The organism is Streptococcus suis (assembly GCA_002831545.1).
Classification (GTDB): domain Bacteria; phylum Bacillota; class Bacilli; order Lactobacillales; family Streptococcaceae; genus Streptococcus; species Streptococcus suis_P.
In genome coordinates, this window is the sequence record CP025095.1 from 1,328,613 (window position 1) to 1,340,935 (window position 12,323).

Sequence of the window (12,323 nt, forward strand, 5' to 3'; positions counted from 1 at the left end):
GACGATGAAGATTATTTTGCAAAAACAATGAAGAAGATTGTCTTCTAGCTTGTTATACTATGATGTTGAATGACCTTGGACACCGAATCCCTTTACATGAAGTCTGTAATAAAGATTCATTACCAGCAGATGGTCTAAGTTTATCTTATCTACTAACTTTAAATGATAGATTTGGAGTGACTATAAATGCTTATCGAACTTCATTTGATGATTTATTGAAAATTTACGAAGAAACCAAAAGAAGAATGATTATTCACTGGAATAACGATCATTTTGTAGTTCTAGAAAAAATTAAAACTGACCGAGTCCTAATTGTAGATCCTGCAATTGGCCGAATTAGATACCATAAAAGTGAGTTTATGGAACATTATTCTGGAACGATGATTATGGTAAATAAAGGTAACGAGTTTAAGCCAGAAAGATATAACCCCATTTTTTGGAGTTATTTTAAGAAGACACTTCAGGTCAAACCCATTTCCTTATTTATTTAATCTTTGTTATTTATTCAAGCAAGTGTACTATTGTTTTCAATAAATTTAAGACAAATGCTAACAGATGAGTTCAAATTCAGTGCAAATTTATTTTTACTAAGTTTTGTTCTTGTTTTTCAACTGCTTGGATATTTTGTAAAAAATAAGGCGCTGAATAAGTATAATAGGGATTTTGACAAATATTATAGTAAAGAGTTATTTATAAGGCTTTTAAAGAAGCCTTTGTTATATTTTCGCAATCATTTAAGTGGTGGGGTTCTGAAAAGATTAATCTAAAATCAATATTAAGAGATAATGTTACATTAAAAATTATACCGTCGTTTATAAGTTTAATTTCAGCCTTGGTAATTTTTATCTATTTAATGACAATCTCTGTAAAATTAACAGTGATTTTAGTTGTGATGATCTCTGTCTATAGTATATTTTCGATACTGTTATATTATAAACAAAGCGAATACAATCAAACGTATTTGCAATATCTTATCGATTTTAATTCGGAATTACAAACCGATTTGGACGATATTGACTATATAAAGATAATGAGAAAAGAAGATAAAATTTTCAATTCTTGGGTGACAGTCAATAATAAAGTCACAACAAAATACTCTCAAATTTTGAGAATTGAAAATCTATCTCAATTGATTGGAACTATATTTAACTACATCAGTTTATCTTCTATTATAGTTATATCAGTTTACAATAACTATATAGAAGTATCACTTTCGGACTTACTTGTATATCAAACTAGCATTTCATTATTGATTTCGGCAATTGAACAGGTGAAAGGAGCAATTTTCGAAATACTTCGATTGGAGATTTACGCTGAAAAGCAAAGTGATTTGTTGAAAGACTCAGCACCAATTACTGTACCGAGTTCAGAATCAAACGATTATTTAATACAGACTGATAACTTAAACTTTTCTTATGGTAATAAACCAATCTATAAAAATATTAATCTTACAGTCAAAAAAGGAGAAAAAATTGCTATTGTAGGAAAATCGGGGAGTGGTAAATCTACATTACTGTTACTTCTAGCAGGCATGCTTCGTTATAATGGCTCTATTAGATATGAATCGTAGGATTTGAGGATTATATAAGTGTGGTTTTACAGAATATGACGCTTAGAAAAGGAAGTATTTTAGAAAATCTTGAATGGACTTCTAATGATTTATCTCCTCTTTATCAAATATTGAAAGATACGGCAGCGGATGAAGTAATCTCTCAGCTACCTAACAAAATATATTCTAAATTGTTAAAACAGGGGAAAAATTTATCAGGTGGACAAATTCAGAAATTACTTATAGCAAAATCATTGATAAAAGATAACGGCATTGTTTTTTGGGATGAGGCGTTTAGTAATTTGGATGAACACAGTAAAAAATAGAATTTATAGGTATTACAGTCTTCTAGGTATTCGGATAAAACAATGCTGATTGTAAGTCACCATTTAGATATTGTGAATTTTGTTGACAATGTTATATTCATTGATGAGGAGTCTGGTGAAGTGATTAAAGATAGTCATAAGAATCTCATGGAAACAAATGTAAATTATGGAAAATTTATTTGTTCTAGTTTTTAAGTAAACCCCAGTTCTCTTAATGTTATCTTTAACTTGTGACAGTACAATAGTAGTGAAATAAAAAAGAGAGGAAGAGCCCTAAGAGTAGGCTTATATTAGGTATGTAGAGATGAAAAATGTAATTGAATTGCGTAGACTATCAAAAGTGTATAAAGATATTACCACGGTAGACTTAGAAAAGATTACCGTCCGAGAGGGTGAAATTTACGGTTTTCTTGGACCAAATGGGGCAGGTAAAACAACAACTATGAAAATGATATTGTCTCTGATTAGTCCTACTTCGGGAGAAATCATAGTAACTGGCTCTAATATACAAAATGGCAAAGGCTATCTAAAACAAATTGGGTCAATGATTGAGGAACCTTCTTATTATCCTAATCTTACAGGTTATGAAAATTTAATGGTCTTTCAGAAGATGGTAGGATTCGCAAAAGAAAATATTTGGCCAACATTAGAGTTAGTGGGATTGTCAGAAGAAAAAAATCGGAAAAAACTTGTGAGGGATTATTCACTTGGTATGAAACAAAGACTAGCACTTGCTTTTGCGTTGGTTAAGAAACCCAAAATTCTTTACTTGATGAGCCGACCAATGGTCTTGATCCAGCGGCATTCATGAAATTCGAGAATTAATTGTTAAATTAGCTAAAGAAGAGGGATTGACAGTATTTATTTCTAGTCATATTCTTTACAGAGATTGAGTATATTGCAGACAGAGTTGGAATTATCAATCACGGACGTTTGGTTTATGAAGGAGAAATCGAAGCTATTAAAGCTAATAGGTGGGTGGAGATTGGTGGAGATTTTTCTCAGAAATAATATAGTTCAGAGTTTGGTTGAGTTTCGGTTCAGTAGAAGTATTAGGTGCAACTGCAAGTTATGTCAAAATAAGCGATATTGGATAATTTAAATTAGCAGATGTAGTAAGTTATTTAACCAAGAGTGGTTATCGCATTTTTAGAGTGGTCAGAGAGAGTGAAACACTAGAAGATATTTTTCTAGAGTTAACCAAGGAGGTGTAGCATGAGAGGTATATACATTGAATGGTTAAAAAGTAAACGAACAAAATCTTTTTCAATAGTAACTATTTGATTATTGTTGCGACACACTATGGAATATCGTTACGTTTAATTCTGCATTCTTCCCATCCAGAATTAAAAGGGGTAGAAATTTTATTTAGCAATCAAAATGTCAACCTCCTCATGCTTCCTATAGCAGTTTGTGTATTTGCCTGCTCGCATTGTATGGAATGAGCGTGAGGGTCAGACTTTTAAGTTGCAATTTTCAAATGGTCATAATCTTCTAACTATTTTTGCCAATAAATTCTTATTTATGGTTATTATTTTAGCTTCATGTCAATTCTAGAAGTCATTGCTATTTGTATTTTTGGTCAACAAGTAGGCATCAGAATCCCGTTCTCAGTTATTTTATTTCAACTTTTTGCCCAATTTCTTTCAGTATATTCTTTGATTTGTATCTATTTATTCTTAGCTATAGTAGTAGAAAAACAGGGTCTATTATTGGCATTAGGTTTGTTAGGTGGTTTTTTAGGCATTGTTTTGACTCCAAGAAGTTATGGCTTCAGTAGTTTGATTAATCCTATAACAGGATTTGGTAGCTTAGCACCCTATAAATATCAGTCTCTTGGTGGCGGGGAGTTTGCATACATTTTTGATAGTCAATTATTTTGGAAGTTGATAATTTATTTGTTTATTGTTTATTGTTGTATGCTATAAGCCAATCTCGTTTTGAGAAAGAGAGGGAATAAAGATGGGAAGTTATTTTAAGGCAGAATGGAAAAAAGCTAGAAAAATCCAACTTTTGGTTGATTGGAATGGCTTTTCTGACTTTTTCTAGTTTTATTGGGTTAGGAATATATTTTTCTAATAGGGATGTTTTAGTTGAAGGAACACAATCACTGGTTTTATGGGGACAATTAACATTTTATAATAGCACCTTGCTCTATCCTCCGATGCTTGCTATTATTGCTGGTTTACTGATTATACCTGAATTTGAACGAAAAAACCTTGAAATGTTGAAAGCAAACCAAGTCTCAATGTGGAAATTGTATTTTGGTAAATTATTGTGTAGTTTTTTCATTATTCTTCCAGTTCAACTAGTATTATTAATTATTTTTATTATAGCAATTCATGCTGATGGAAATTATTCTGGATTTGAGTTTACAGACGTATATTAAATGGCTATTATTGTCACTTTTAGCATCTGTTCCAATAATTATTCTTCAATCGTATATAACAGTGAAAACAAGAAATTTCAGTAAAAGTATTGGAATTGCGACAGTTGGAAGTGTATTGAATTTTGTACTTATCTTTATCAATGAAGATTTAACAAAATTTTTCCCCTTATTCTCAGCCAATGGTTGCACTCCGAAGTAGAGCATTAACAGATATGTCTTTTGGTAATTTATCTATTTTTCTGGTAGTAAATAGTATATTTTCTATCCTTTTTTATAAATTAACAGTAGATGTTTTGGAAAAAAATAATTAGTTTTAAATAAATCGCTTCTATATAACATACAAGTCACTAGGCTTTTATAGGAGTTAAAAAAGAGGAGAGGTACTCCTCTTTTTTAATAATCTGTTTGGTCCAAGCTGGACCATTTTCCGTCTTTTTATAATTTGTACAGTATACTTTTTCTTAGGAGAAAGCTTAATGTATCGGCGAATAAGAGATATACGAGAGGATTATGACTTAATCAGCAGAATGTATCCGATATCTTAGTATTACACGTTCAGCATACGCAAAGATTGAGCGAGGTGAACATACATTATCGGCTGAAGTGCTAATACAACTCTCGAATCTTTACAACGTCAGTACAGATTATTTGTTGGGGCAAACTGACTTTCCCCACCGAATAAAGAATAATTTAAATAGTCCTCCTGATTTGTTCATTGACAATTGAATAATTCTAGGTGGGACTTTATTTATTTGTTGAGCAATAGAATGTAATGCGCCAGGAAATGAGCGAAAATCATTTATTCAAAAATAGGATGGTAACCTATCTGCCATGACACAAATAATGATAATGATACTTCTGACCGTTCAGGCTGCCATCGTAAAAGGACAGCGGGTGAAATTCCCATGATTGAACTAACCATTCAAATCTCATCTAGCGTGTAAAAAAACTTAGTGATTTGAGGAGAAAAGTGTATGAGAACTGCTACATATAAAGATTTAATGAATTTAGGATTTCCTGAACATACCTCTAGAGACATTATTCGAGAAGCTAAAAGAATTGCTGTAAAAAAGTTTGAAGAAGCTCGCAAAGTTGACCATAATGCGGTACAATTAAGTAAATCGCCCTTTGACAATCGAAGACTAGGTATCGCACCAGCAGAAATTGTGGAACAATTAATAGGGATTCCACTATCTAAATAACATTTAGAAAGTGAGAATCCAAATGGTAACAAAAAGTAGTAAAAAATACAAAGGTGTTTATTGTGATAATAAGGGAAAGATATTTTATCAGATTGATCTTGGAATCGACCCAGTAACTGGCAAAAGGGTACAAAAGAAAGCTAGAAAAAATCAATATGGTAAAACTTTGAAACAATGAAAGAAGCATATGACGAATTAGTTCGTATAAAATATGAATTTGCCAACAAAGTCAGTTTAGAAAATTACAATATGACTTTTGAAAACTATATGAACAAAATTTATTTAAGAGCGTATAAGCAAAAAGTTCAGTCTGTGACATATAAGACGGCTCTTCCTCATCATAAACTTTTTATTCAATATTTTGGTTCAAAGCCATTAAAAGCAATAACTCCTAGAGATTGCGAGGCTTTAGATTACATATCATAGAAAATTATTCTGAAAACTATGCGAAAAATTTATGGTCAAGGTTTAAAGCTTGTATGGGTTATGCCAGAAAGACTTGGCTATATTTCAGATATGCCTTGTAAAGCATTAGATAATCCTAGAGGTAAGCATCCAGAAACTCCATTTTGGACCTATGCGGAGTTTCAGACATTTGTCAAATCATTTGACTTACATGATTATGAAGAATTACAACGATTTACTGCCATCTGGTTATATTATATGACAGGTGTACGAGTGAGTGAAGGTTTATCTTTATGTTGGGAAGATATTGATTTTGAAAATAAATTTCTAAAGGTACATACAACCTTGGAGAAAGATGAAAATGGAAATTGGTATCGTAAAGACCAAACAAAGACTCCAGCAGGTGAACGACTTATTGAATTGGATGATATTACTATTGAAGTACTTCAAGTTTGGCGAAAAAATCAGTTTGCAAATCAAGAGACAGATTTTATCATTTCAAGATTTGGAGATCCTTTTTGTAAATCAACCATTTGTCGTATCATCAAACGTAAAGCGCAGCAAGTAGGAGTGCCTGTTATAACAGGGAAAGGTCTTAGACATAGTCATGCTTCTTATCTAATAAATGTTTTGAAAAAAGATATTTTATATGTGGCAAGACGAATGGGACATGCTGATAAATCAACAACTTTGAACACATATAGTCATTGGTTTAATGCTTTAGATAAAACAGTTTCTGAAGAAATCACACAAAATATAAAAAGTGCAGGATTGGATTCAATTTTATGCCAAAATTCCTGCCAAACTTCAAATTTATGAACTCAAACCCCTTGATACTGCACATTTAACAGGTTGTGCAATTGTTACTCTTAAATAATAGAGTTTCCAATCAAAATAAAAACCTATCACTTAATGTGGTAGGTTTTTTCGTTCTATTGTTGCAAACGTTTTCGTTGTGAGGTATAATATAAAACATGTTGTCTAAAGATTAGGAGAAAGACATGAAAAGTTACAAAAACTATATCTTCGATTTTTATGGTACATTGGTTGACATTCGTACAGATGAGAATAAACTAGAGGTCTGGAATCAGCTAACACAGATTTACAATGCTTTTGGTTGTTCCTATCGACCGCGCCAGTTGAAAAATGCCTATCATCGTTTTGTAGAAGAGGCAGAGAGATCTCTCGCGGAAACAGTGAGTTATCAGTATGTCGAAATTGATTTAGAAACAATCTTCATTCGCCTATTAACGGATTCACCAAATGAAAACCAAAGTACCAATAAGCCGACTGATTTAGAGACTTTTGGGCAAGTAGTAGCCACGATTTTCCGCGTGCTTTCACGTGAAAAGTTAGAAGCTTATGAAAATACCCTAACTAGTCTACAGATATTAAAGGACAGAGAAGTGCGATTATTTATTCTCTCCAATGCTCAACGAATTTTTACTCAGGCAGAAATTGAACAGACAGGTTGTGCGGATTTGATGGAAAAAATTTATATCTCTTCTGACTTTAAGATGAAGAAGCCTGAACCAGCATTTCTTCAACTGGTTTTAGAGGAAAATAATCTTGATGTTGAAGAAACGGTTATGGTTGGTAATGATTTGACATCCGATATAGCTATTGCTCATGAATTGGGAATGGATTCCATTTTGCTGAATACTTTCCCGTATAGTCAGGAAGAAATCGACTCTTATAGGAGACTTGGTTGGAATTTTGAGGTTGTTGGAGATATAGCGGAGCTATTGTAAATAAGCGATAGAATAGTAAAGAATATACATAAAATATATTATGTAAAAAGGTGAAATTACTTTCATTTCAATGAAGGTAGTTTTGTCTTTTCTAGCCATTTTCTGGTATACTCCCGTCTTTGACAGTTTTACAAGACAAAAACCTCCCTAACCCTATGCATATCAAGGGTTTAGCGAGGTTTTCTTTTTATATCAAAAATGCGTACTTTTTCTCGATTTTGACGATTGTAAAATTTTTTTCATCTTTTTTTCGCTTAGAATTTGATAATCACTTCTGAATCCAAATGTCTGATGCAGCTGGTCAGTAATAGCCGTCCGAGTGTAGTTAGGTAGATAACCAAAACCAGGCAGATACTTAAAGGTGTATGAACGTAAGGTTTCAATGAGTTCAGTACATGTGAATTGCTTCTGAACCGCCAGCTCTAAGTAACGATAGAGTATAAGAGCAAGAAAGCAAGTTGTAAAGTGAGCAGAAATGCGATCTTCTCGACTTAAATAAACTGGTCTAGCTTTCAATTCATGCTTCATAATACGGAAACATTCTTCAATTTCCCATCTTCTCTGATTAATGGAAACAATGGTCTCAATCGTATCGTCTAAGTTTGTTGTTACCGCATAAATTCCATCAAATCTAGCTTCAGAAACAATTCGTTCTTCATCCAACTCAATAAACGTTTTCTCAGCTATTTCTCCATCCCTTGTTGTCTCTGTTACTTTTAGGAAACGCTTAGGATCTGTAGATTGTTTCTTCTTGTAGTCAGCTGGTTTTCCAATCCATTTTGAGGCACGTTGAATCTGGCGTTCGCGTATCTTTCTTTGGTAATCTCTGTATTTAGCTGAGAAGGTTACAATCAATCGTTGGTCTTCTAGCCCATCTTGTGGTAAGGGGCATTCTTTGTAAAAGACTTGTCTATAGAGAAAGTCTTGATTACTTTCATCTAGTGCAGAAATATCATAGAATGTCTCGGACTTATCTCCCATCAACCGCCAACCTGTAGAAGCTGTAGCCCAGTCTTTGTCTTCTTTCTTTAACTTTTTGATAGATTGAGTTGTGACAAAGGCTCTCCCGCTGATATTATTGTAGCGTTTGTTTCCAATAGAAGATAGTCCAGCATCTGTACAGACCACAAATTGAGCTTTTTCAAAATCCTTGATAATCTTCTTCTCCAAAGGTTTCATAGTCGTTTGTTCATTCGTATTACCAGGTGTGACGGAGAAAGCTAATGGAATTCCTTGAGAATCCATAAACAGCCCCATTTGAACGATTGGATTCGGTCGATGTTCCTTAGAATAGCCATATTGTCTCAGTTGCCCCTCCTCATCTTCTTCCTCAATTTCGAAATAGAAATTTGTACAGTCGTAATAGAGGACATCAGTTTTACGAGAGGAAAGTGCAGTTGAGTTTTTATAGAGTTGTTCTTGAATAAAGTCAGTTTCTTTGGCAATAATTTCTAATCCTCGGTAGAGGTGCTGGAGTTCCAGAGTTTTAGGTTCTAGGAGAGTTTGTGAAAAATGAGCAGTAGACCGTTTAGAGGATGGGAATAGGATTCTGCCGTAGAGGAGACGAGAAAGAATGGTATCTAAGTGAAAACTAAAGTGATACCTCTTCTGAATATCTTGACAGATTTTATCCAATCCCAACTGATAATAGATATTCTGTAGAAATAAATATCCCCCATGATATTCATTTCGTTGATTTTGTTTCAACTGTTTATTCTCATGAAGTTTGACTAATATTTCTTGTTTATCTTCTTTATCAAGTTCGGTTAACTCTTTAGCCCGCAATTTTGCCCATTCCATTGGTTCCATTTCGGGATGTAGCTGTTGAAGAGTTTCATGATTGCCGAGATTTTCGACAATGGTTGATGTCCGTTTGTTTCCGACCTTGATATCTTTGATAATGGCATAGTTGATAGTATTTTTAGATACTGATTTTTTAACTCTCATGGATTCGCACCTCACTCTATTATACCACAGTACGAGAAAGTACGCAATAAAAATGTGCGAGAATTTGACAAAAAAATAGCGTCACATCAACGTTTGTGACACTTTTGGTGGTTTCAAACTGTCAAACTCCCGTAAAGAATATACATAAAATATATTATGTAAAAAGGTGAAATTACTTTCATTTCAATGAAGGTAGTTTTGTCTTTTCTAGCCATTTTCTGGTATACTAGATAGGTATAAAATTTAGAAAGGTTCTGTTTTGGGTTATTCCCAAACAGTAGTCAGATATTCTGGCTAGAGGTATTAGTTTCATGTCTCAAACCCACATTAACGTTATTGGAGCTGGCTTGGCTGGCTCAGAAGCTGCTTATCAGATTGCCAAGCGTGGCATTCCTGTCAAACTCTACGAGATGCGTGGTGTCAAACCAACGCCCCAGCACAAGACCGACAAGTTTGCGGAGCTTGTCTGTTCCAACTCTTTCCGTGGCGATAGTTTGACCAACGCTGTCGGTCTTCTCAAGGAAGAAATGCGTCGCTTGGATTCCATCATCATGCGTGCCGGAGAGGCTCACCGTGTGCCTGCTGGGGGTGCCATGGCCATGGACCGTGAGAATTTCTCTCAAGCAGTTACTGATGAGATTCACAGCCACCCACTGATTGAGGTCATTCGTGGCGAGATTACAGAGATTCCTGACGATGCTATCACAGTTATCGCGACGGGGCCTTTGACATCTGACGCCTTGGCGGAGAAGATTCACGCGCTTAATGGTGGTGATGGTTTTTACTTCTACGATGCGGCAGCACCGATTGTGGATAGCTCGACCATTAACATGGATTTGGTCTATCTCAAGTCCCGTTATGATAAGGGAGAGGCTGCCTATCTCAATGCTCCGATGAACAAGGAGCAGTTCACCGCTTTCTATGAGGCCTTGATTTCAGCCGAGGAAGCACCGCTCAATTCCTTTGAAAAAGAAAAATACTTTGAAGGCTGTATGCCCATTGAGGTCATGGCCAAACGTGGTATCAAAACCATGCTCTATGGCCCAATGAAGCCAGTTGGTTTAGAGTATCCAGAAGATTACAAGGGACCTCGTGACGGTGAATACAAGACCCCCTATGCTGTTGTCCAACTCCGTCAGGACAACGCAGCAGGTAGCCTTTACAATATTGTTGGCTTCCAGACTCATCTCAAGTGGGGCGAGCAGAAGCGGGTCTTCCAAATGATTCCAGGACTCGAAAATGCTGAATTTGTCCGCTACGGCGTTATGCACCGCAATTCCTATATGGATTCGCCAAACTTATTGGAACAGACCTTTGCGACCAAGAAAAATCCAAATCTGTTCTTTGCAGGTCAAATGACAGGAGTAGAAGGCTATGTTGAGTCTGCCGCCTCTGGCTTAGTGGCCGGTATCAACGCTGTTCGCCGTTTCCGAGGCGAGGAGCCGGTCATCTTCCCACAGACCACAGCCATCGGAGCTCTGCCATTCTACATCACCCACACCGAAAGCAAGCACTTCCAGCCTATGAATGTCAACTTTGGTATCATCAAGGAGCTGGACGGTCCGCGTATCCGTGATAAGAAGGAGCGTTATGAGGCAATAGCAGAACGTTCCCTCAAGGACTTGGAAGAGTTTTTGGCTTACTAAGATGATTAGCTATTTTAGACACCTTCGGGTGTCTTTTATGATATACTGGACTTAGTAAAGTTGAAAGAGGGAAGTTATGAATCAGGAGACTTGGAAGGGGATTGTTCTCAAGAAGCAGGGCTTGCTGGAGGGACAGTCTGTTCAGCAAATCTGCCAAAACCTCAACGGTTTGCAGGCTCAGTTTCAGCCCTATGTTCATGTCGGATTTCGTAACCGTATGACAGCGGAGGATTTTCATGAGGGGAGCTGGCAGGAGGAGCTGACTCGTCAGTGGTCCATTCGGCGAACGGTTCATGCCTATCTCAAGTCGGAAATTTCTCTCTATATCCACGAGGGGCGGCTGGCCAGCACCGACTATTTCAAGATAGAAGGACGGGACGTTTTTAGTCCTCAGACCAGGCAGAAATATCACCAGCTGATTTTAGAAGCCCTTGAACAAGGTCCCATGACCCGCGAGGAACTCAAGTCCCTTTGCCGATCCGAGAAAATGACACTGGAAGAAGAGAAGCAGGTCTTTAATGCCTGGGGCGGTCTCTTTCGCTACATGGTCGAGCGTGGGGAAGTCTATCAAGAATATGGTGCCAAGCGTTTTCATCGTCTGAAAGACTTTCAGCCACTTTCTCGGGAAAAAGCAGAGCTGGAAATTGCTCGACGGTATTTTGCAGGTTTTGGGCCAGTCAGCCTAGCCGATGCCCGTTACTATTTCAAGGAAAATAAATCTACGGTCCTAAATTGGATGGAGCAATTAGATTTAAAAACCGTTGAGGTAGCAGGGGAAGAACGCTTTTATCTGGGAGAATTAGAAGAAGCCGCCCTACCTGACTGCCTCTTCATTGCAGGCTTTGACCAACTTTTGCTAGGTTATGAAAAGAAAGCTAATCCCTTTTTTAATCCTAAGTACATCCGTAATATCTATACTTTGACGGGTATTGTCAAACCTGTTGTCTTTTATAAAGGACGATTGGTGGCAACCTGGAAACGAGATAAAGGTACCATTTTGCTAGATATTTTTGAAGACATCACACAACAAGAAGAAAAAGAATTGAATCATTACCGCCAAATGTATGAGAAAATTCTGTGACATTAACTAACTATGTTCGGAAAATCC

5 protein-coding genes and 6 pseudogenes are annotated in these 12,323 nt (G+C 36.0%); 10 read left to right on the forward strand and 1 reads right to left on the reverse strand.

Annotation, left to right across the window (positions count from 1 at the left end; translation table 11 throughout):
• The first annotated feature begins 59 nt into the window (after window positions 1-59).
• The 8 genes and pseudogenes from CWM22_06590 (at window position 60) to CWM22_06625 (ending at window position 7,622) form a co-directional block, all read left to right on the forward strand.
• A pseudogene (locus CWM22_06590) lies at window positions 60-2,070 on the forward strand (peptidase C39).
• 109 nt (window positions 2,071-2,179) lie between these two features.
• Window positions 2,180-3,089 (forward strand): annotated as a pseudogene (locus CWM22_06595) (bacteriocin).
• 1 nt (window position 3,090) lies between these two features.
• Window positions 3,091-3,803, forward strand: a pseudogene (locus CWM22_06600) (hypothetical protein).
• A gap of 34 nt (window positions 3,804-3,837) precedes the next feature.
• A pseudogene (locus CWM22_06605) lies at window positions 3,838-4,575 on the forward strand (ABC transporter permease).
• 165 nt (window positions 4,576-4,740) lie between these two features.
• A pseudogene (locus tag CWM22_06610) lies at window positions 4,741-4,990 on the forward strand (XRE family transcriptional regulator).
• 248 nt (window positions 4,991-5,238) lie between these two features.
• On the forward strand, window positions 5,239-5,466 hold the full coding sequence (locus CWM22_06615; GenBank protein ID AUC91581.1) for a DUF3173 domain-containing protein: 228 nt from the start codon (window positions 5,239-5,241) through the stop codon (window positions 5,464-5,466).
• Window positions 5,467-5,488: 22 nt separating this feature from the next.
• Window positions 5,489-6,690 (forward strand): annotated as a pseudogene (locus CWM22_06620) (site-specific integrase).
• A gap of 182 nt (window positions 6,691-6,872) precedes the next feature.
• Window positions 6,873-7,622: an HAD family hydrolase gene (locus tag CWM22_06625; protein AUC91582.1), complete on the forward strand. Its 750-nt coding sequence runs from the start codon at window positions 6,873-6,875 to the stop codon at window positions 7,620-7,622.
• Window positions 7,623-7,814: 192 nt separating this feature from the next.
• On the opposite strand, the gene CWM22_06630 is transcribed toward CWM22_06625, so the two are convergent.
• A complete protein-coding gene (locus tag CWM22_06630; protein ID AUC92858.1) occupies window positions 7,815-9,422 on the reverse strand; it encodes a transposase in 1,608 nt (535 codons plus the stop codon).
• A 458-nt stretch (window positions 9,423-9,880) separates the two neighbouring features.
• Here CWM22_06630 and CWM22_06635 point away from each other — a divergent pair, with 458 nt between their 5' ends.
• On the forward strand, window positions 9,881-11,215 hold the full coding sequence (locus tag CWM22_06635) for an FADH(2)-oxidizing methylenetetrahydrofolate--tRNA-(uracil(54)-C(5))-methyltransferase TrmFO (GenBank protein ID AUC91583.1): 1,335 nt from the start codon (window positions 9,881-9,883) through the stop codon (window positions 11,213-11,215).
• A gap of 76 nt (window positions 11,216-11,291) precedes the next feature.
• Window positions 11,292-12,296: a hypothetical protein gene (locus CWM22_06640; GenBank protein ID AUC91584.1), complete on the forward strand. Its 1,005-nt coding sequence runs from the start codon at window positions 11,292-11,294 to the stop codon at window positions 12,294-12,296.
• Window positions 12,297-12,323: the final 27 nt, after the last annotated feature.

Excerpts from the sequence above, each read along its gene's own strand:
- CWM22_06615 (AUC91581.1), top strand. The coding sequence starts at position 5,239 with ATGAGAACTGCTACATATAAAGATTTAATGAATTTAGGATTTCCTGAA.
- CWM22_06625 (AUC91582.1), top strand. The coding sequence starts at position 6,873 with ATGAAAAGTTACAAAAACTATATCTTCGATTTTTATGGTACATTGGTT.
- CWM22_06630 (AUC92858.1), bottom strand. The coding sequence starts at position 9,422 with ATGGAATGGGCAAAATTGCGGGCTAAAGAGTTAACCGAACTTGATAAA.
- CWM22_06635 (AUC91583.1), top strand. The coding sequence starts at position 9,881 with ATGTCTCAAACCCACATTAACGTTATTGGAGCTGGCTTGGCTGGCTCA.
- CWM22_06640 (AUC91584.1), top strand. The coding sequence starts at position 11,292 with ATGAATCAGGAGACTTGGAAGGGGATTGTTCTCAAGAAGCAGGGCTTG.